This is a genomic window from Kitasatospora sp. NBC_01560, assembly GCF_045208415.1.
In the GTDB taxonomy this organism is placed as follows: Bacteria; Actinomycetota; Actinomycetes; order Streptomycetales; family Streptomycetaceae; genus Kitasatospora.
Window position 1 is genome coordinate 5,929,087 of record NZ_CP109364.1, and the last position, 18,988, is coordinate 5,948,074.

The following is an 18,988-nucleotide window of genomic DNA, read 5'->3' on the forward strand; positions in this document are numbered from 1 at the left end:
TTCTGACGGGTGACCCGTGGCAGGATCGGCGCGGGGGCACCGCCCGGCTGCAGCCGGGGGAGATCCGGGCGTCCCGGAATCGTTCGGGACGCGGAGGACACACCCATGGGCGGGGCAGCACAGCGCACGGAGCCGGCCGGACTGCGACCGTGGGTGCGGGCCGCCCTGCGGTGCGGAGCAGTGCTCGCGGCCGCGGCACTCGCCCTCCCGCTCGCCACCCAGGCCGCGTACGCCGCGCCCGATCCGGGCGGCCCCGGGACGACGGCCGCCGCCGTGCCCGGCACCGACCCGCTCGCCGACGCCAAGGCCACCCTCGGCCCGCTGCTCGACCAGCTGCACGAGCTGTACAAGGGCGCCGAGGCCGCCACCGAGCAGTACAACGCCGCCGTCGCCAAGGTCACCGAGCAGCAGGCCGCGCTCGCCGACCTCAAGGACCGGCTGGACCGCCAGCAGAAGCAGGTGGACGCCGGCACCGACGTCGCCGCCCAGCTCGCCGCCGCCCAGTACCGCAACGGCGCCGCCTCCGCCTACGCCGAGCTGCTGCTCTCCAAGGACCCGTACGAGGCCGTCACCATCGCCGAGCTGCTCGCCGCCGCCAGCCGCTCGCAGAGCGAGTTCCTCGACCGGCTGAAGAGCGACCGCGAGGCGCTCACCGGGCTGCAGAAGCAGAACGAGGAGGCGCTGAAGAACTCGCAGGCGCTGGTCACCCAGCAGGACGCCGCCAAGGCGAAGGTCGCGACCGACCTCGCCTCCGTCGAGCAGCTGGTCTCCTCGCTCACCGGCGCCCAGCGCACCGAGCTGGAGAAGCTGGAGAAGGCCAAGGCCGACGAGGCCCAGCTGGCCTTCCTCGCCTCCGGCGCGCTCGGCAAGGGCGAGCGCACGCCCTCGCAGATCGGCCGCGGCGCCGTCGCGTACGCGCTGGCGCAGCTCGGCAAGCCGTACGTGTGGGGCGGCGCCGGCCCGGACGTCTTCGACTGCTCCGGCCTCACCTCGCAGGCCTGGCTGCACGCCGGCAAGCCGATCCCGCGGACCAGCCAGGAGCAGTGGGCCCAGCTCCAGCACGTCGCGCTGAACCAGCTGCGCCCCGGCGACCTGGTCATCTACTTCGAGGGCGCCACGCACGTCGCGATGTACATCGGCGGCGGGCTGGTCGTCCAGGCACCGCGGCCGGGGGCCGTGATCAAGGTGTCGCCGATCGGCTCGATGCCGATCCTCGGTGCCGTCCGGCCCGACCCGGAGACCGCCTCCGACGAGGCGGGCGGCGCCTGGAAGGTGCCCGACCTCCCGGCCGGCTGGGACACCGTGACCCCGATCGCGCCGAGCCCGGCCAACCAGGTGCCGGTGACGCCGGCCCCGGGCACGCCGACGCCCGAGACCCCCGCGCCCGGCACCCCCGCGCCCGGTACGCCCACCCCCGGCACGCCGACGCCGGCCGACCCGGGCACGCCGACCGGTACCCCGACGGGCACGCCCACCGGGACGCCGACGGGCACCCCCACTGGTACCCCCACCGGTACCCCGACGGGCACGCCCACCGGGACGCCCACGGGCACGCCGACCGGCACTCCGACAGGGACCCCGACCGGCACGCCCACCGGCACCCCGACCGGCACGGGCACGCCCAGCGGCACGGGTACGCCGGCCCAGAGCGGCTCGCCGGCCTCCTCCGCCAAGGCCACCGGCACCGGCTCCGCGAGCGCCTCCGCCCCGGGCTCCGGCTCGGCGGCCCCGCTGCCGGCCGGACAGAACTGACCCGGACGCCCGAGGGGGCGGCGGGCCACCACGGCCCGCCGCCCCCTCGTCGTCGTCCTCAGCTCGCGCCGCTGTCCGGCTCGAAGCGGATCACCACGGCCTTGGAGGTCGGGGTGTTGCTGATGTCGGCCGTGGAGTCCAGCGGCACCAGCACGTTGGTCTCCGGGTAGTAGGCGGCCGCGCCGCCACGGGCGACCGGGTAGTGCACCACCCTGAAGTGCGGGGCGCGGCGCTCGACGCCGTCCCGCCACTCGCCCACCAGGTCGACGTACGCCCCCTCGGCCAGACCGAGGTCTGCGGCGTCCTCCGGGTTCACCAGGACGACCCGGCGGCCGCCGGTGATGCCGCGGTAGCGGTCGTCCAGGCCGTAGATCGTGGTGTTGTACTGGTCGTGCGAGCGCAGCGTCTGCAGCAGCAGCCGGCCGGCCGGCACCTCGGGCGCGGTGAGCGGGTTGACCGTGAAGTTGGCCTTGCCGGTCGCGGTCGGGAACGTCCGGGAGTCGCGCGGGCCGTGCGGCAGGGTGAAGCCGCCGGGCCGGCGGACCTTGTCGTTGAAGTCCGTGAACCCCGGCACCACCCGGGCGATCCGGTCCCGCAGGGTGTCGTAGTCCGCGGCGAAGTCCTCCCACGGCACGCTGTCCTGCGGGCCGAGCGTGGCACGGGCCAGCCGGCAGACGATCGCCACCTCGGAGAGCAGGCCCGGCGCGGGCGGGCGCAGGCCGCCGCGCGAGGAGTGCACCTGGCCCATCGAGTCCTCGACCGAGACGAACTGGGCGCCCCCGGCGGTGACGTCCCGGTCGGTCCGGCCCAGGGTGGGCAGGATCAGCGCGCGGGCGCCCGTCACCACGTGCGAGCGGTTGAGCTTGGTGGAGACGTGCACCGTCAGCCGGCAGCGGCGCATCGCCGCCTCGGTGACCTCGGTGTCCGGGGTGGCCGCGACGAAGTTGCCGCCCATCGCGAAGAACACGCCGATCCGGCCGTCGCGCATCGCGCGGATGGTGTCCACCGCGTCGAGGCCGTGCTCGCGCGGCGGCTCGAAGCCGAACTCGCCGCCCAGCGCGTCCAGGAAGGCCGGCGACGGGCGCTCGAAGATGCCCATCGTCCGGTCACCCTGCACGTTGCTGTGGCCGCGGACCGGGCAGACGCCGGCGCCGGGGCGGCCGACGTTGCCGCGCAGCAGCAGGAAGTTGACCACCTCGCGGATGGTCGGCACCGAGTGCTTGTGCTGGGTGAGGCCCATCGCCCAGCAGACGATGACCTTCTCCGAGGCCAGCACCAGCCGGGCCAGCTCCTCGATCTGCTCCCACGGCAGGCCGGTGGCGGCGAGGACCTCCGCACGGGTGGTCTCCCGCGCCTCGGCGGCGAACTCCTCGAAGCCGTGGCAGTGCTCCGCGACGAACGCGTGGTCGACGGCGTCCTTCTCCAGGATCAGCTGGTTCAGCGCGCGGAACAGCGCGAGGTCGCCGCCGAGCCGGATCTGCAGGAAGAGATCGGTCAGCTTGGTGCCGTGCCCGACCAGGCCCCGCGCGTTCTGCGGGTTCTTGAACCGCTCCAGGCCGGCCTCCGGCAGCGGGTTGACGCTGACGACGGTGGCGCCCGCCCGCTTGGCCCGCTCCAGGGCGGAGAGCATCCGCGGGTGGTTGGTGCCCGGGTTCTGACCGGCCACGATGATCAGGTCGGCCTGGTAGAGGTCCTTCAGGCTGACGCTGCCCTTGCCGATGCCCAGCGTCTCGGTCAGCGCGGAGCCGGACGACTCGTGGCACATGTTGGAGCAGTCGGGCAGGTTGTTGGTGCCCAGCCGGCGGGCGAACAGCTGGTAGGCGAAGGCCGCCTCGTTGCTCGTCCGGCCCGAGGTGTAGAAGGCGGCGCCGTCCGGGGTGTCCAGCGCCCGCAGCTCCTCGGCGATCAGCGCGAACGCCTCGTCCCAGCCGATCGGGGTGTAGTGGGTGGCGCCCTCGTCCAGCAGCATCGGCGCGGTGAGGCGGCCCTGCTGGCCCAGCCAGTAACCGGAGCGTTCGGCCAGCTCGGCCACCGGGTGGGCGGCGAAGAACTCGGCGAGTATCCGGCGCTCGGTCGCCTCCTCGGCGACGGCCTTGGCGCCGTTCTCGCAGAACTCCGCGGTGTGCGTCTTCCCCGGTTCGGGCCAGGCGCAGCCGGGGCAGTCGAAGCCGTCCGGCTGGTTGACCTTGCGCAGGGTGGCGAGCGTGCGGCGGGCGCCCATCTGCTCGGCGGCCATCCGGAGGCTGTGGCCGACCGCGGGCAGCCCGGCGGCCGCGTGCTGGGGCGCCGACACCTCGGGGGCGTCCTGCGCCGGGTCGCTCTGCGGGGCCTGCTTGGCCATGACTGCGCTCCTGGGCTCTGCTCGTCCGGCCCGCCGCCTCGTCGCGGGGGCCCGAGCCCATCCTCGCACCCGGGGCAGGCGGACGGCAGGGGTGGCCGGGGCGGGAAACCGGTGCCCGGCGGCGCGGTCGGCGGGCCCCGCCGCGTCGGTAGAGTGTGACGGTTTTCGAGAGGCGGGGGTGGGGCGGGTGAGGGTCGGCGACGTGCTCGACGGCCGGTACGAGCTGGTGGAGCGGCTCGGCCAGGGCGGCTTCGGGGTGGTGTGGCGGGCCTTCGACACCCGGATGCAGCGCCAGGTGGCGGTCAAGGTCATCGGCCACCACGGTGCGGACCAGCAGAAGGCCGCGTTGCGGTTCGTCCGGGAGGCCTGCGCGGCGGGAAACCTCTCGCACCCGCACATCGTCACCGTGCACGACCTCGGCGAGGCCGAGCTCGCCGGCCGCGAGGTGACGTACCTGGTGATGGAGCTGCTCGTCGGCCGCACCCTGACCGCGCTGCTCCGGGCCGGCCTGCCCGACCCGGAGCAGAGCCTGCGCTGGGGGCGGCAGATCTGCTCCGCGCTGGCCGCCGCCCACGACGCGGGCATGGTGCACCGGGACATCAAGCCCGACAACATCATGGTCACCGACACCGGCACGCTGAAGGTGCTGGACTTCGGCATCGCGCAGCTGGACGTCGGCGCGGGCGGGCTGACCACCACCGGGACGGTCATCGGCAGCCCGGCCTACATGGCGCCCGAGCGCTGGACCGGCGGCCGGGTGGACGGCCGGGCCGACCTCTACGCGTTCGGCTGCGTGCTCGTCGAACTCTGCACCGGGGTAAGGCCGTTCAGTGGCGACTCGACGCCGGTCCTGATGTACCAGCACCTCAACGAGCCGCCGCCGGCACTGGACCCGGCGCAGTTCGGGCTGCCGGCCGGGGTGGCCGGGCTGGTCACCGAGCTGCTCGCCAAGGATCCGGCGGACCGGCCGGCGGACGCCCGGACGGTGGAGCGGCGGCTGGCCGCCCTGGCCGGGTGGCGGGCGGCGGAGGAGCCGGCCGCACCGGCCGCACCGGCCGCCGCGACCCCGACGGTGCCGGCCCGCCCGCTGCCGCCCCCGCCGGCGGCCCCGCCCGCCGTGCCCGAGGCCCCGCCCGTGCCGTCCGCCGTGCCGTCCCCGCTGCCGTCGTCCCCTCTGTCGCTGTCCCCGCTGCCGCCGGCACCGGTCGGGCCGCCGGTCGGGCCGCCGGTCGGGGGGCCGCCGCCCGTGCTCTCCCCGCTCACCACCCCGCCGGTCACCGCCCCGCCCGCGGCGAACGAGGCCGTCCGGGCCGCGCTGCGCGAGCGCCGGGACGCGGCCTTCCGGGCGCCGACCGCGGGCGAGTCCGCGATCCAGCTCCAGGCGGTCGCCCAGGAGGCCGTGGCCGCGCTCGGCTCCACCGACCGGGACACCCTCAACGCGTGGTGCGACTTCACCTGGTACCTCAGCCGCGCCGGGGACCTCGACGGCGCGATCCGGCTGCTCACCACCCTGGTCGAGGACATGCGCCTCGCGCTGGGCCCGGCCGACCCGGACACCCTGTCCGCCCGGTACCACCTGACCTGGTGCATCGGCGAGAGCGGCGAGACGGTCAGCGCCGTCCGCCGGCTCTCCCAGCTGCTGCCGGACCTGCACGCCACCTGGGGCGGTCACGACGCACGGGTGCTGAAGGCCCGGCACGACCTCGCGGTGTACACGGCCAACCGGGGCGACCTCCCCGGTGCCGTGCACCAGCTGCACGTCCTGCTGCCGGACCTCGCCCGGGCACTCGGCGAGCAGCACCCGACCACCGTCCAGGCCTGGCACGACCTGGCGGCCTTCCAGCAGCGGGCGGCGCAGCCGGCCCGCCGCGCCCGCACCGTGCGGAGGCCGCGGATCGGCCCGGCCGAGGCCCTGGTGCTCGTCCGGCGGCTGCTGGCCTGGGACTTCGCCTCGGACCAGGAGGCCGACACCTGCGTGGGCGCCCTGGAGCGCGGGACGGGGATCAAGGGGATCGGGGACTGGATCCTCTCCGCCCCGGACCACGTCACGGCCGAGGACCTGGTGGAGGAGCTGTACGGCCCGTGACGCCCCGCGCCGGGTGACGCGTGACGCCGCCGTGCCACCGGACGCCGCACGTGGTGCGCGGCGCCACGGCGTGCACCGCGTCGGCCCGTTCGGTCAGCGGCTCCCCGCCAGCGCCGCCGGTACCCCGGCCAGTGCGCTCAGCAGGGCCCGCGCGGCGGCGTCGTTCTGCCGGAACCCGGGCGAGTTGGTGCGCGGCCGGGCGAAGGCGGCGTCCGCCCGCATGCTGGTGTGCGGGCCTAGCGCGGTGCGCCGCGGGTGCGGCTCGCCGTCCAGGGCCGGGTCCAGCACGCGGCTGTCGGCGGGGCGGATGGTGAGCAGCCCGGAGCGGTGGGTGTGCTCGGGGTCGGCGATCACCTCCTCGACGATCCGCCCGGCCCGGTGCAGGTCGCGCAGCAGCGGATCGCGGGTGCGGGCCAGGGCGTGCTTGGGCAGGTACGCCTCGATCAGGGCGGTGGCGCGGACGGTGTGCCCGGGCACGGTGGCGCCGGAGGCCAGCCAGGTGCCGGTGGCCTCCTCCCGTTCGACCCGGATGCCGGCGCCGAGGAAGCGGACCACCCCGGCCTCGGAGAGCGCGACCAGCTGGCGCAGCCGGAAGCCGGGCGGGCCGGACGCGAGGAAGTTGAAGTAGCCGAAGAACCACTGGTCGATCTCCTCGGCGACCGAGCGGGCGGTGAGCCGGCCGGAGGCGAGCACCCGGGGCAGCTGGCGGAAGAGCGAGAGCAGCGCGAGGAAGGCGCCGAGGTCGGCGCTGTGGCGGGGGTCGTTGCGGCGGTCGGCGTCCCCGTCGATGTACGCCCGCAGGTGGCGCTGGAGTTCGTCGTCGGAGCCGAGTTCGAGACCGGCCAGTGGGTGGTCGAGCTGTTCGAAGTCGAGCCGGTCGGCCGGGTCGGGGACGGCCAGGGCGGTCAGCCGGGCCAACTCGGGGGAGTACCAGTCGTGCCGGTCGAATCCGGCGAGGAACTCGGCCCAGGGCAGCGTGGTCCGCCCGGGGTGGGCGTGGAACAGCTCGTGGTAGTACCCGAAGCCGATGTCCTTGGCCATCAACGGCCAGAAGTCGCGCCGGAGTTCGAGCGGGCCCGGCCGGCGGAGCACGGCGTCGACGGCGGTCTCGTCGAAGTAGCGGGGGAGCGGGGCGGGCGGGCCCTGGAGCCGGTAGCCGGTCTTGGAGTGGTACGGCACGCCGCGCCGGGAGCCGAGGTGGATCACCGGCTCCCGGCCGGACGGCCGGTAGACCAGGCCCGCGGGGGTGGTCTCGAAGCGGCCGCCGCGGCCCTCGGTGAGCAGCGAGACCAGGTCGACGGAGGCGAGGCCGAAGCCGCGGAGCACGAGCCGCTCGCCGGGGGCGATGCCGCTGAGGTCGGCGTCGGCGGAGTAGGCGGGCGGCAGGTGGAAGCGGCCGTGCCGGGCGGCGAATCCGGCGTCGGCGGCGTGCCGGGGGTGCGGGGAGGAGTCGAGGTGGCCGAGGGTGAGGGCGACGTGGTCGGCGGTGATCACCCGGTCGCCGAGGTGGACGAGCTGCGGGCCGTCGGCCGGGCCCTCGATCCGGCGGACGGTGTCCCGGTGCACGGTGACGGTGACGTGCGCCGGCAGGTCGGCGACGGCGCGCCGGAACACCCAGTCCAGGTAGGCGCTCTGGACCCTTCGGGTGGGGAAGTCGGTCGGTGCCAGGGCGCGCAGCTCGGCCCGGACGGCCGGGTCGGGGATCTCCCGGTACGGCGCGAACTCCTCGCTCCGGGAGGCCCATTCGGCCAGCGACGGGCCCGGGCGGACCGGCCCGTCGAGGGTGGAGCGCTCGTCGGTGAACATCGTGACGTCCTCGGCCATCGAGTTCATCCGGAGCAGCGGGGACTGGTCGTAGCGCCAGATCCGGCCCGCGCCCGGCGGGTACGGGTCGACCAGGTGGATGGCCAACGGGTGCCCGGCGGGCAGTAGTTCGCCGGCATTGGCGGCGATCCGCTCCAGCAGTCCGGTGCCGCGCGGCCCGGCCCCGACGATCACCAGGGTGCTCATGCGTGGACCCCCTTCGCGGCGGCCGGCTCGGCGTCGGCCGCGGCGCGCAGCCGGCGGTAGGCGGCGCGGGCGCGTTGCAGCGGGGTCGGTGGCAGGCCCTCGCGGGTGGCGCCCTTGGCGTAGTGCCGTTCGACGTAGTACTGCCCGACGGAGAGGATCGTGGTGATCACGATGTACCAGATGGTGGCCACCATCAGCATCGGGATGACCTGGTAGGACTGCAGGTAGACGAGCTGCACCGAGTAGAGCAGGTCGGAGACGGCCAGCACGCTGACGATGCTGGTGCCCTTGAGCGCGCTGATCAGCATGTTGCCGGCGGTCGGCACGATCGAGCGCATCGCCTGCGGGACGATGATCCGCCGCAGCACCCGCCACCGGCCCAGGCCGAGCGCGGAGGCGGCCTCCAGCTGGCCGCGGTCGACGGACAGGATGCCGCCGCGCACCACCTCGGCGGCGTACGCGGCCTCCAGCAGGGTGAGGCCGATCACCGCGGTGAGGGTGGGGCCGACCAGGTTGACCGTCCTGACGGTGACGAACTCGGGGCCGAACGGGATGCCCAGGCCGAGGGTCGGGTAGAGCGCGCCGATGTTGAAGAAGAGCAGCAGCTGAACCAGGGCCGGGGTGGAGCGGAAGATCCAGATGTAGACCCAGCTGAGCGTGCGCAGCACCGGGTTGCCGGAGAGCCGCATGGTGGCGAGCACGGTGCCGAGGACGAAGCCGAGCCCGAGGGTGACGGCGGTCAGCCACAGGGTGAGGGTGAGGCCGTTCAGGACGGAGGTGGCGGTGAACCAGTCGGCGACCACGCTCCACTGGAACGCCTTGTTCCGGACGACCGAGTTGAGCGCCATGGCGAAGAGCAGCAGGGCGATGCCCGCGGAGATCCACTGACCGGGCCGGCGGCGGGAGACGATCCGGGCGCCGGGGTCGGGGTGGGAGGCGGCCGGCGGGCCGGGTTCCACGACGGTCGGGGCGGGGGCGGGGAGGACGTCCTGCGGGGTGGCCATGAGGGGGCTCCAGGCGGCGCGAGTGCGGGCGGGCGGGGGGTACGGATGCGGTCACGTACGGCCGTCTCGCCGGCCCGCGTCCCTCAACACGGTCCGGCCCTGCTACTGCACTCCGCTGTGATCGTACGCATGAGCGATCTGCGCCTGTCAAGGGCGGGACCGGCCTTGTCCGCGTTCGGCCACGGACGACAGATGATCGCAACAGAGCGGTAATGGAAGGTGGTTGACGCAGTGCATCCTTCACTGCTCAACTTGAGCACATGTACGCCGAGCTGCCCCTGGTCACCCGCGACCACATCGACTTCGGTCGGGTGTGGTCCGCGGCGTGTCGCGGCTGACCCGGCAGCGGGCCGCCCAACCGGCCCCACTCCAGTAGGAGCCTCCGCCTGCGGAGACCGCTCCTGCGGAGCCCCCTCCCTCGGTGCCCCGTCGCGGGCCGGGAGAGCCGTCAGCCGCTGACGGTTCGTCAGGCGCACGCTGCCGCCACTTCTCTCGCCACCTCACCACTGCGCTCCGGCAGTCTCCGCTCCCGTACTCCGCCGCACCTCGCCGCACCGTTCCGCGTCCCGCCACCGCCACCGGCCCGCACCGGTGCCGTGCACGCCCGGCCCGGCCCCGCCCGAGCCGCCTCCGGCCTGCCCACCCGCAGCCAACCGGACACGTACGACCCCGAAAGGTTCAGTCACCATGCCCGTCGAATTCCTCGGCATCGCCGCCACCGGCGACGGTTCGGAGACCACCCCCCGTTCCACGGCGGCCTTCGACCGCGACTACACGCTGCGGCTGGCCCGCGCCCACGAGGACCACGGCTGGGACCGCGTGCTGTTCGCCTACGGCGCCGGCGCCCCCGACCCGGCGCCCGCCGCGGCCTTCCTCGCGGCCCGGCTCGACCGGCTGCAGATCCTGCTGGCCCACCGGCCGAACGTCTCCTACCCGACCTTCGCCGCCAAGACCTTCGCCACGCTGGACCGGATCAGCGAGGGCCGGCTCGCCGTCCACTTCATCACCGGCGGCAACGACCACGAACAGCAGCGCGAGGGCGACTTCCTGACGAAGGATCAACGCTACGCCAGGACGCGCGAGTACATCGGGATCGTCAAGCGGGCGTGGACCAGCCGGGAGCCGTTCGACCACGAGGGCGAGTACTACCGCTTCAACGACTTCGTCTCCGACGTCTTCCCCGTGCAGGAGCCCCGCCCGGCCGTCTCCTTCGGCGGCTCCTCGGACGCCGCCTACGAGGCCGGCGCCGCCGAGGCGGACGTCTACTGCCTCTGGGGCGAGCCGCTGGCCCGCACGGCCGAGCAGATCGAGCGGGTGAAGGAGGCGGCGCGGGCCGCCGGGCGCACCGACGTGCCGCGGATCCAGGTCGCGTTCCGGCCGATCATCGCCCCGACCGAGGAGCTGGCCTGGGAGAAGGCGCACCGGACGGTGGCCGCGATCCGGGCCCGCCGCGACGCCGGCGGGCTGGTCCGCGGCGGCCGCCGGGAGGGGATCGCCGGCTCCCGGGCCCCGGAGAACACCGGCTCGCAGCGGCTGATCGAGATCGCCGAGGCCGGCGAGCGCTACGACCGCGCGCTCTGGACCCCGACCGCCGCCGCCACCGGCGGGGCCGGCAACTCCAACGCCCTGGTCGGCACCCCGGAGACGGTCGCCCAGGCCCTGCTGGACTACTACGACCTCGGCGTCGACATCCTCTCCGCCCGCGGCTACGCCCTGGTGGACGACGCGATCGACTTCGGCCGGCACGTCATCCCGATCGTCCGCGAGGAGGTGGCCAAGCGGGACGCCGCCAGGGCCGCGGCGGAGGCCGCGAAGGAGGCCCGGGCCGCGCAGGACAGCCACCGGCTGATCGCGGCGCAGGCGTGAGCCGGGCCGCCGGGGCCGGCCTGGCGGTGGAGGTCCGCCGGGCCACGATCGACGACCCGCTGGCCGGGCCGCTTTTGCAGGGACTCACCGAGGAGTACGTCGGCCGGTACGGCGAGGCGGGCCGTACCGAGATGACCCGGTACCCGCAGGACGCGTTCGCGGAGCCCGCCGGCGTCCTGCTGCTCCTGCTGGAGGAGGGCGAGCCGGTGGCCGGCGGCGCGTACAAGCGCTACGACGCGCGGACCGCCGAGGTGAAGCGGATGTGGACGCACTCCGCGCACCGCCGGCGGGGCCTGGCCCGCCGGGTGCTGGCCGAGCTGGAGTCGGCCGCGGCGGCCGTCGGCTACACCCGGATCTTCCTCACCACCGGCCCGCTCCAGCCCGAGGCCCGGGGCCTCTACCTGGCGACCGGCTACACCCCGCTGTTCGACCTCGCCGCCGACCCCCTGACCATCGGCAAGCTCCCGTTCGAGAAGCACCTGCCCAGCTGAAAGGCGTCAACTCCCGTGAGAACCACCACCGTCCGCCGCCGCCTGCTCGCCACCGCAGCCCTGCTGCCGGTCCTGGCGCTGGCCGCGTGCGGTTCGGACCCGAAGACCGCCCAGCCGGCCGTCGGCAAGCAGGCGGTGGACGCCGCCGCCCAGGACATCGTCGCGGGCATCGCCAAGTCCGACGCGGCGGCCGCGCTGCTGCCCGAGGACGTCCGCACCGCGGGCGCGGTGAAGTTCGGCGCCTCCTTCGGCTACCCGCCCGGCGCCTTCTACTCCGACCAGGCCACCAAGAAGGCGGCCGGGATCGACATCGACTTCTCCGACGCGGTGGCCAAGGTGCTCGGCCTGACCGTGCAGCGCGAGGAGGCCGCCTTCGAGACCATCCTGCCCGCGCTCGGCAGCGGCAAGTTCGACGTCGGCACCGGCAACTTCGGCGTCACCACCACCCGGCTGAAGACCATCGACTTCGTCACCTACATCGACGACGGCCAGGGCTTCGCGGTCAAGAAGGACAACACCGCGATCCAGCCGGTCACCGACCTCGCCCAGCTCTGCGGTCTGACCATCGGCACCGGCGCCGGCACCACCTTCGAGACGACGCTCAACAGCAAGAAGAACGTCTGCACCGACGCCGGCAAGAAGCCGTACGAGGTCAAGGCGTTCAGCGACAGCGGGGCCGTGCTCACCGGTCTCCAGCAGGGCCGGGTGGACATCGTGATGTCCACCATCAACGGCCTGCGTTACCAGGCCGCCCAGGAGGCCGCCGGGACGAAGTTCCTCGGTGAGTTCCACCGCCTGGACGTCGGCTTCGCGTTCAAGAAGGGCTCCACGCTCACCCCCGCGTTCCAGGCGGCGGTCAACCAGCTGATCAAGGACGGGACGTACGACAAGATCCTGAAGAAGTGGGGGGTCGCCGACTCGGCGATCAAGGAGTCCCTGATCAGCCCGCCCGAGCACGCGTGACCCCCTGTCCGGGCCCCGGGCCTGTTGGAGGAATCCCACCATGACCGTCACCACCACCGCCGCCGCCTCCGCGCCGGCGAAACCGACCGGCAGACCCGTCGGCCGCCTCGACGTGGACACCCTGGAAGGCCTGCGCACCGTTCGGGCCCGGCACCCCTGGCGCTGGGCCGCGGGCGCCGTCGCCCTCGTCGTGCTCGTCCAGTTCGCCCACGGGCTGCTCACCAACCCCGGCTGGGACTGGGCCACGTTCCGGCTGTACTTCTCCGCCGACACCATCCTGCGGGCCGTCGGCCGCACCCTCGAACTCACCGTCTACGGCACCGTGCTGGGCTTCCTGCTGGGCGCCGTGGTGGCCGCGATGCGGCTGTCGAGCAGCGTCATCCTGCAGTCCATCGCCTGGGCCTACGTCTGGGCGTTCCGGTCGATCCCGCTGATCGTCCAGCTGGTGTTCTGGTTCAACCTGTCCTACCTCTACAAGCGGTTCGGCATCGGCATCCCGTTCGGGCCGACCTTCGCCGACTTCGAGACGATCGGCGTGCTGGGCGCGCTCGGCGCCGCCGTCCTCGGACTGGGCCTGCACCAGGCCGCGTTCGCCGCCGAGATCATCCGCGGCGGCATCATCTCCGTCGACGCCGGCCAGCGCGAGGCCGCCGCCGCCCTGGGCGTGCCGCGCTGGCGCCAGGCCTGGCGGATCGTGCTGCCGCAGGCGATGCGCGGCATCCTGCCCGCCGCCGCCAACGAGGTGATCTCCCTCTTCAAGGGCACCTCGGTGGTCTACGTGATGGCCATCGGCGAGCTCTTCTACCAGGTGCAGGTGGTCTACGGCCGGACCGGCCGGGTGGTGCCGCTGCTGATGGTCGCCACCGTCTGGTACGTGCTGCTGACCACGGTGCTGTCGATCGGCCAGTACTACGTGGAGCGGTACTTCGCCCGGGGAGCCGAGCGCACCCCGCCACCCACCCCGCTGCAGCGGGTCCGGGCCTTCGCCCGGAGCCTGCGCCCCGCCGACCGCACGCCCGCCGACCGCACGCCCGCCGGGGCTGCCGGCCCGAAAGCCTCCGGAGGACGCTCGTGACCGCCACCACCGTGGAAGCCGTTGAACCGATGGTGCAGGTCAGGGGCCTGCACAAGAGCTTCGGAGCGCTCGACGTGCTGCGCGGCGTCGACCTCGACGTACCGGCCGGCTCGGTGACGGTGGTGCTGGGCCCGTCCGGGTCCGGCAAGTCCACCCTGCTGCGGGCGATCAACCACCTGGAGAAGCTCGACCGGGGCTTCGTCGCGATCGACGGCGAGCTGATCGGCTACCGGCGCTCCGGCGACCGGCTGCACGAGCTCAAGGAACGCGAGATCCTGCGCCAGCGCACCAACATCGGCTTCGTCTTCCAGAACTTCAACCTCTTCCCGCACCTGACCGTGCTGGAGAACATCACCGAGGCACCGGTCAGCGCGCTGCGCCGGCCCAGGGCCGAGGCCCGGGCGGCCGCGCTGGAGCTGCTGGAGCGGGTCGGCCTGGCCGACAAGGCGAACGCCTACCCGCGGCAGCTCTCCGGCGGCCAGCAGCAGCGGGTGGCGATCGCCCGGGCGCTGGCGCTGGAGCCGAAGGTCCTGCTCTTCGACGAGCCCACCTCGGCGCTCGACCCGGAGCTGGTCGGTGAGGTGCTGGACGTCATCAAGGACCTCGCCAAGGCCGGCACCACCATGATCGTGGTGACCCACGAGATCGGCTTCGCCCGCGAGGTCGCCGACACCGTCGTCTTCATGGACGGCGGGGTGGTCGTCGAGCAGGGCCCGCCGAAGGCCGTCCTGGACGACCCGCAGCACGAGCGCACCCGGGCCTTCCTGGCCAAGGTGCTCTGAGCCGCGCCCCTCCCCCCTTTCCCCTTTCCCCGCCTTCCGCGAACCCCGTCCCGCACGCCCCCGTTCTGTACGCCCCCGTCCCGCACGTCACCCCCCAACCCGGAGGAGTCCCGCCATGTCCCTACCCCGTCGCGCCCTCGTGACCGCCGCCGCCGCCCTCGCCGCCACCCTCACGCTGGCCGCCTGCGGCAGCTCGAAGGACGCCTCGGCGGAGCTCGCTCCCGCCAAGGGCAGCACCGCGCCGAACGGCATCACGGTGAACCTCACGCCGAACCAGAACCGGGTCACCACGCCCAAGGTCGACGCCATCGCGGCACTGGTGCCGGAGGAGGTCAGGAAGAGAGGCACCCTGACCGTCGCCGAGTCACTGGGCACCACGCCACCGCTGGAGTTCTACGCCAACGACGACAAGACCATCATCGGTGTCGAGCCGGACATCGCCTCGCTGATCGCCAACGTGCTCGGCCTCAAGGTGGAGCTCAACCCGGTCTCCTGGGAGAACGTCTTCGTCGGTCTGGACAGCGGCAAGTTCGACGTCGGAATCTCCAACATCACCGTCACCGAGACCCGCAAGGAGAAGTACGACTTCGCCACCTACCGGCTGGACATCCTCGGCTTCGAGGCCAAGAAGGGCAGCGGCTGGAAGGTCAGCGGGGCCAAGGACGTCGCCGGGAAGACGATCGCGGTCAGCTCCGGCACCAACCAGGAGAAGCTGCTGATCTCCTGGAACGAGGAGAACAAGAAGAACGGCCTCAAGCCGACCGACATCAAGTACTTCCAGAACGCCTCGGACTACTACCTGGCGCTCTCCTCCGGCCGGATCGACGCCTACCTCGGCCCCAACCCCAACCTGGCCTTCCACGCCGCGCAGACCGGTGAGACCGAGGTGATCGGCACCTACTCGGGCGGCGGCGCCGATGTCCTCGGCAAGATCGCGGCGACCACGAAGAAGGACAACGGGCTGGTCCAGGCGCTCAACGGCGCGCTCAACGAGGTGATCAAGAACGGCAGCTACGCCCAGGTGCTGAAGCGCTGGGGCCTGGACAACGAGGCCGTGCAGACCTCCGAGCTCAACCCGCTGGGTCTGCCGAAGCAGTAGCCGCGAGCTGTTCACCCTCCTGTTCTCCCCCACCGCTATCGTGGCCCCGGTCACGGTGAACACCGTTCGGATCCGGTGGACTTGGTGGTTGGGGGAGACATGAGGGCTGGGGAGGTGCTCGACGGCCGGTACAGGCTGGACCGCGAGCTCGGCGCGGGCGGCTTCGGGGTGGTGTGGGCGGCCCACGACAGCAACATCGGCCGGCCGGTCGCGGTCAAGGTGCTCTCCGAGGAGAAGGCGCGCGACCAGGAGGCGGTCGAGCGGTTCATCCGCGAGGCGAAGACCGCCGGCAGCCTCTCCCATCCGCACATCGTCACCCTGCACGACTACGGCCGGGTGCAGCAGGGTGGTTGGTCGACCCACTACCTGGTGATGGAGCTGGTGTCCGGCCGGCCGCTGTCCGCGCTGCTCAAGGAGGGCACCCCGGACCTCGCCCTGGCCCTGAAGTGGGTCCGGCAGGTCTGCAAGGCCCTGGACGCCGCGCACCGCTCGGGCGTCGTCCACCGGGACATCAAGCCCGAGAACATCATGATCGCCGACAGCGGCGAGGCGAAGGTGCTGGACTTCGGCATCGCCCGGCTGCTCACCCAGTCCGGCGGCGGCCTCACCTCCACCGGCGTGGTCATCGGCACGCCGCCCTACCTGGCGCCCGAGTGCTGGTCCGGCGCCCCGATCGACGGCCGGGCCGACCTCTACGCGCTCGGTGTGGTGCTCTTCCAGCTCTGCACCGGGCAGCGGCCGTTCAACGCGGGCACGCCGGTCACCATGATGTACCAGCACCTGAACGACCCGCCGCCGCCGGTCCGCACCCCCTACTCGGCGCTCGCCGTGCTGATCCGCCAGCTGCTCGCCAAGGACCCGGCCGACCGGCCCGCCGACGCCGCCGAGGTCCGCCGCCGGCTGCGCGAGATCCGCCTCGGCCCGGAGGAGCCCAGTGAGGAGTCGCTGCGCAGGCGGGCCGACCGGGCCTGGCAGTACGGGGCGGAGGGCCGGCCGGGGGAGGCCGTCGAGATCCTCGTCCAGCTGATCCCGCAGCTCGCCCGGATCTGCGGGCCGGCCGACCTCCGCACCCTGCGCACCTGCCACGACCTGGCCCTCTGGCTGGCCCGCGACGGCAGCCCGGGCGCGGCCGTCACGCTGCTCGGCGAGCTGGACCAGGCCCTCGCGGCCCTCGCCGACGAGCCGGACGCCCGTGCGGACGCGGCGCGCGACCTGGACCGCTGGCGGCGCGAACGCGACCGCAGCGGCCCCGGCAGACCGCGGGGGCTGACCCTGCGCCGACTCCTCGACGGCGCACCGCAGCGCGGCTGAGGCGCCCCGGGCGTGCGGCGGTTCGCCCACGGTGGAGCCTTTCGGGGGCTGTACGGGCGTCGCACGGGGGCCGTACGGGGGCCGTGTTGCGGGCGGGCGGGGGCCCGGTCGCGGCCGGCCCGGGAGGCTGTCAACCGTACGGGCAGCCGATTCGGCACCGTCGCCGCTTGTAGGAATTGATAGGAATTCGCCCACCGAGACGGTCTGGTTCGCAGGTGGGCGGCGTTGATATACCTCGCAGAGCAAGAGTCCGGGAGCGGTGTGCGGCCGCCCCGGCCAGCTGCGACGAAATGGTGGTGACGCTCAGATGAAGCTCCTCCGTGTCGGACCGCCGGGCGCCGAGCGTCCGGTCGTGCTGGGTCAGGACGGCACCGCGTACGACCTCTCCGGGCGTGCCCGGGACATCGACGGTGCCTTCCTTGCCGGGCTCGACCCGGCGGCGCTGGCCCGCGACGTGGCCGCCGGCCTGCTGCCGGTGCTGAACACCGCGGGCTGGGGGGACCTCCCGGCCGAAGGCTGGGGGAGGATCGGCGCGCCGGTCGCCAGGCCGGGCAAGGTGGTCGGGATCGGGCTCAACTACCGCGACCACGCCGCCGAGGCCGGGGCGGCGATCCCGGACGAGCCGGTGATCTTCCTCAAACCGAGCAACACGGTGGTCGGCCCGTACGACGAGGTGCTGGTGCCGCGCGGCGGCGAGAAGACCGACTACGAGGCCGAGCTGGCGATCGTGATCGGGCGCACCGGCCGCTACCTGGCGGACCACCGGGCGGCGGCGGAGGTGATCGCCGGCTACACCATCGCCAACGACGTCACCGAGCGGGCATTCCAGTTCGAGCGCGGCGGCCAGTGGGACAAGGGCAAGTCGGCGGAGACCTTCACGCCGCTCGGCCCCTGGCTGGTCACTGCCGACGAGGTGGCGGACCCGCAGGGCCTGCCGCTGCGCCTCTGGGTCAACGGCGAGCTGCGGCAGAACGGCTCCACCGGGCAGATGATCTTCCCGGTCCTGGAGATCGTCCGGTACGTCAGCCAGTTCATGGTGCTGGAGCCGGGCGACGTGATCGTCACCGGCACCCCGGCCGGCGTCACCCTGGGCCACCCGGGCACGCCGTTCCTCACCCCGGGGGACATCGTGGAGATCGAGATCGACGGGCTCGGCCGCCAGCGCCAGGTACTCGGCAAGGCCTGACCCGCCGGCGACCCTCACCCCGGGCACGGGGGTCGGGGTCGCCCGCACTGCGGGCCCTCCCCGGCGCCTCGGCGCCACCGGCCCGCCGCTGCTCGGGCAGGCGTCACTCGGGCAGCCGTCACCGGGCAGGGGCCACTCGGGCAGGGGCCGCTCAGGCGCGGCCTTCGAGTGCCGCGCGCAGCCGGGTGATCCGCGGGGCGTCCGGGCTCTCCAGCGCCAGCAGCCCGGCCAGGACGTCCGCGGTCTGGCGGTCGCCGACCGCCGTCGCCGCCGCCATCGCCACGAACTGGTCCACCAGCCAGTCCCGCAGCTCGGCCACCGGCACCGCCCGGCCCTCGTCCAGCCAGGTCAGCGAGGCGCCCTCGACCACGGCGATCCACGAGCGGACCAGCAGCGTCAGCCGCGAGCCGGCCTCCCGCACGCCCAGGTGGCGCAGCGTCCGCTTGAGCGCCGCCCGCCGCACCTCGTCGACGATCGCCGAGGTGCCCGCCGTCTCCACCACCGAACCGCCGCGCAGCAGCGCCGAGTAGCCCGCGTCGTGCTCGGCCACGAAGGCGAAGTAGCTGTCCAGCACGGCCGCCAGCTGCGCGGTCGGGGTGCCGGTCAGCGGCACCGTGAAGCGGCTGGTGAGCTCCTCGGCAGCGGTGCGCAGCGCGGCCTCGTACAACTGCTGCTTGCCGCCCGCGAAGTACCGGTAGACCAGTGGCCGGGACGCGCCAGCGGCCTCGGCCACGTCGTCCAGGCCCACCTCCTCGGGGGCCCGGGTGGCGAACAGCTCCAGCGCCACCGCGATCAGTTGCTCCCGCCGCTGCTGGATGGGCAGCCGTCGGTACCCGGTGCGGCGCGGGCGGGCCTCGGGAGTGGCGGGGGAGGGGGCTGAGCTGGCGTCCATGGCGGCCAGCGTAATGGCCGCCCCACGGTTCCGGCCCTTGCCTGCGTGGTACTTCTCGAACGGCCGTCCCCGTCCCCGTCCCCGTCGCCGCCCCGGCCCGCCCCGCCCCGGCCGCTGCCGGACGGCCCGC

The 18,988-nt window shown here is 73.9% G+C and carries 14 protein-coding genes; 10 read left to right on the forward strand and 4 right to left on the reverse strand.

Annotated features, from left to right (window positions below):
• The first annotated feature begins 105 nt into the window (after positions 1–105).
• Positions 106–1,752 (forward strand): NlpC/P60 family protein, encoded by a 1,647-nt coding sequence (locus OH807_RS25910; RefSeq protein ID WP_406203037.1) that lies wholly within the window; start codon positions 106–108, stop codon positions 1,750–1,752.
• Positions 1,753–1,810: 58 nt separating this feature from the next.
• Here OH807_RS25910 and OH807_RS25915 read toward each other — a convergent pair whose 3' ends face one another.
• Positions 1,811–4,093: an FdhF/YdeP family oxidoreductase gene (locus tag OH807_RS25915; RefSeq protein WP_406203039.1), complete on the reverse strand. Its 2,283-nt coding sequence runs from the start codon at positions 4,091–4,093 to the stop codon at positions 1,811–1,813.
• A gap of 187 nt (positions 4,094–4,280) precedes the next feature.
• Between OH807_RS25915 and OH807_RS25920 the strand changes: the two genes are divergently transcribed.
• A complete protein-coding gene (locus tag OH807_RS25920) occupies positions 4,281–6,179 on the forward strand; it encodes a protein kinase domain-containing protein (RefSeq protein ID WP_406203041.1) in 1,899 nt (632 codons plus the stop codon).
• Between the two features lie 93 nt (positions 6,180–6,272).
• On the opposite strand, the gene OH807_RS25925 is transcribed toward OH807_RS25920, so the two are convergent.
• Together OH807_RS25925 and OH807_RS25930 are read right to left on the reverse strand one after the other, a co-directional pair.
• Positions 6,273–8,189, reverse strand: a complete 1,917-nt coding sequence (locus OH807_RS25925) for an FAD/NAD(P)-binding protein (protein ID WP_406203043.1) — start codon at positions 8,187–8,189, stop codon at positions 6,273–6,275.
• Entirely contained in the window at positions 8,186–9,193 is a 1,008-nt protein-coding gene (locus tag OH807_RS25930) for an amino acid ABC transporter permease (protein ID WP_406203045.1), read from the reverse strand. The genes OH807_RS25925 and OH807_RS25930 overlap by 4 nt, the downstream gene beginning before the upstream one ends.
• A 687-nt stretch (positions 9,194–9,880) precedes the next feature.
• Between OH807_RS25930 and OH807_RS25935 the strand changes: the two genes are divergently transcribed.
• From OH807_RS25935 to OH807_RS25970, 8 genes are all read left to right on the forward strand, one after another.
• Positions 9,881–11,059, forward strand: a complete 1,179-nt coding sequence (locus OH807_RS25935) for an LLM class flavin-dependent oxidoreductase (protein WP_406203047.1) — start codon at positions 9,881–9,883, stop codon at positions 11,057–11,059.
• Positions 11,056–11,550, forward strand: a complete 495-nt coding sequence (locus tag OH807_RS25940; RefSeq protein ID WP_406203049.1) for a GNAT family N-acetyltransferase — start codon at positions 11,056–11,058, stop codon at positions 11,548–11,550. Before OH807_RS25935 ends, OH807_RS25940 begins: the two co-directional genes overlap by 4 nt.
• A 15-nt stretch (positions 11,551–11,565) precedes the next feature.
• The gene (locus OH807_RS25945) at positions 11,566–12,513 is read left to right on the forward strand and encodes an ABC transporter substrate-binding protein (protein ID WP_406203051.1); all 948 of its coding nucleotides are present in this window, start codon (positions 11,566–11,568) and stop codon (positions 12,511–12,513) included.
• Between the two features lie 40 nt (positions 12,514–12,553).
• Positions 12,554–13,588: an amino acid ABC transporter permease gene (locus OH807_RS25950; RefSeq protein ID WP_406203053.1), complete on the forward strand. Its 1,035-nt coding sequence runs from the start codon at positions 12,554–12,556 to the stop codon at positions 13,586–13,588.
• Between the two features lie 29 nt (positions 13,589–13,617).
• Positions 13,618–14,370 (forward strand): amino acid ABC transporter ATP-binding protein, encoded by a 753-nt coding sequence (locus OH807_RS25955; RefSeq protein ID WP_406211182.1) that lies wholly within the window; start codon positions 13,618–13,620, stop codon positions 14,368–14,370.
• 115 nt (positions 14,371–14,485) lie between these two features.
• A complete protein-coding gene (locus tag OH807_RS25960) occupies positions 14,486–15,469 on the forward strand; it encodes an ABC transporter substrate-binding protein (protein ID WP_406203055.1) in 984 nt (327 codons plus the stop codon).
• A gap of 99 nt (positions 15,470–15,568) precedes the next feature.
• The gene (locus tag OH807_RS25965; RefSeq protein WP_406203057.1) at positions 15,569–16,780 is read left to right on the forward strand and encodes a serine/threonine-protein kinase; all 1,212 of its coding nucleotides are present in this window, start codon (positions 15,569–15,571) and stop codon (positions 16,778–16,780) included.
• 307 nt (positions 16,781–17,087) lie between these two features.
• Complete coding sequence (locus OH807_RS25970; protein ID WP_406203059.1) at positions 17,088–17,966, forward strand: fumarylacetoacetate hydrolase family protein; 879 nt, start codon at positions 17,088–17,090, stop codon at positions 17,964–17,966.
• 151 nt (positions 17,967–18,117) lie between these two features.
• Here the strand turns inward: OH807_RS25970 and OH807_RS25975 are convergent, their stop codons facing one another.
• Positions 18,118–18,858, reverse strand: coding sequence for a TetR/AcrR family transcriptional regulator (locus OH807_RS25975; protein WP_406203060.1), 741 nt, complete (start codon positions 18,856–18,858; stop codon positions 18,118–18,120).
• Positions 18,859–18,988 lie beyond the last annotated feature (130 nt).

Bases quoted from the DNA above. Each gene is read 5' to 3' on its own strand.
- OH807_RS25910 (WP_406203037.1), top strand. From the start codon at position 106: ATGGGCGGGGCAGCACAGCGCACGGAGCCGGCCGGACTGCGACCGTGG.
- OH807_RS25915 (WP_406203039.1), bottom strand. From the start codon at position 4,093: ATGGCCAAGCAGGCCCCGCAGAGCGACCCGGCGCAGGACGCCCCCGAG.
- OH807_RS25925 (WP_406203043.1), bottom strand. From the start codon at position 8,189: ATGAGCACCCTGGTGATCGTCGGGGCCGGGCCGCGCGGCACCGGACTG.
- OH807_RS25930 (WP_406203045.1), bottom strand. From the start codon at position 9,193: ATGGCCACCCCGCAGGACGTCCTCCCCGCCCCCGCCCCGACCGTCGTG.
- OH807_RS25935 (WP_406203047.1), top strand. From the start codon at position 9,881: ATGCCCGTCGAATTCCTCGGCATCGCCGCCACCGGCGACGGTTCGGAG.
- OH807_RS25950 (WP_406203053.1), top strand. From the start codon at position 12,554: ATGACCGTCACCACCACCGCCGCCGCCTCCGCGCCGGCGAAACCGACC.
- OH807_RS25955 (WP_406211182.1), top strand. From the start codon at position 13,618: ATGGTGCAGGTCAGGGGCCTGCACAAGAGCTTCGGAGCGCTCGACGTG.
- OH807_RS25960 (WP_406203055.1), top strand. From the start codon at position 14,486: ATGTCCCTACCCCGTCGCGCCCTCGTGACCGCCGCCGCCGCCCTCGCC.
- OH807_RS25965 (WP_406203057.1), top strand. From the start codon at position 15,569: ATGAGGGCTGGGGAGGTGCTCGACGGCCGGTACAGGCTGGACCGCGAG.
- OH807_RS25970 (WP_406203059.1), top strand. From the start codon at position 17,088: ATGAAGCTCCTCCGTGTCGGACCGCCGGGCGCCGAGCGTCCGGTCGTG.
- OH807_RS25975 (WP_406203060.1), bottom strand. From the start codon at position 18,858: ATGGACGCCAGCTCAGCCCCCTCCCCCGCCACTCCCGAGGCCCGCCCG.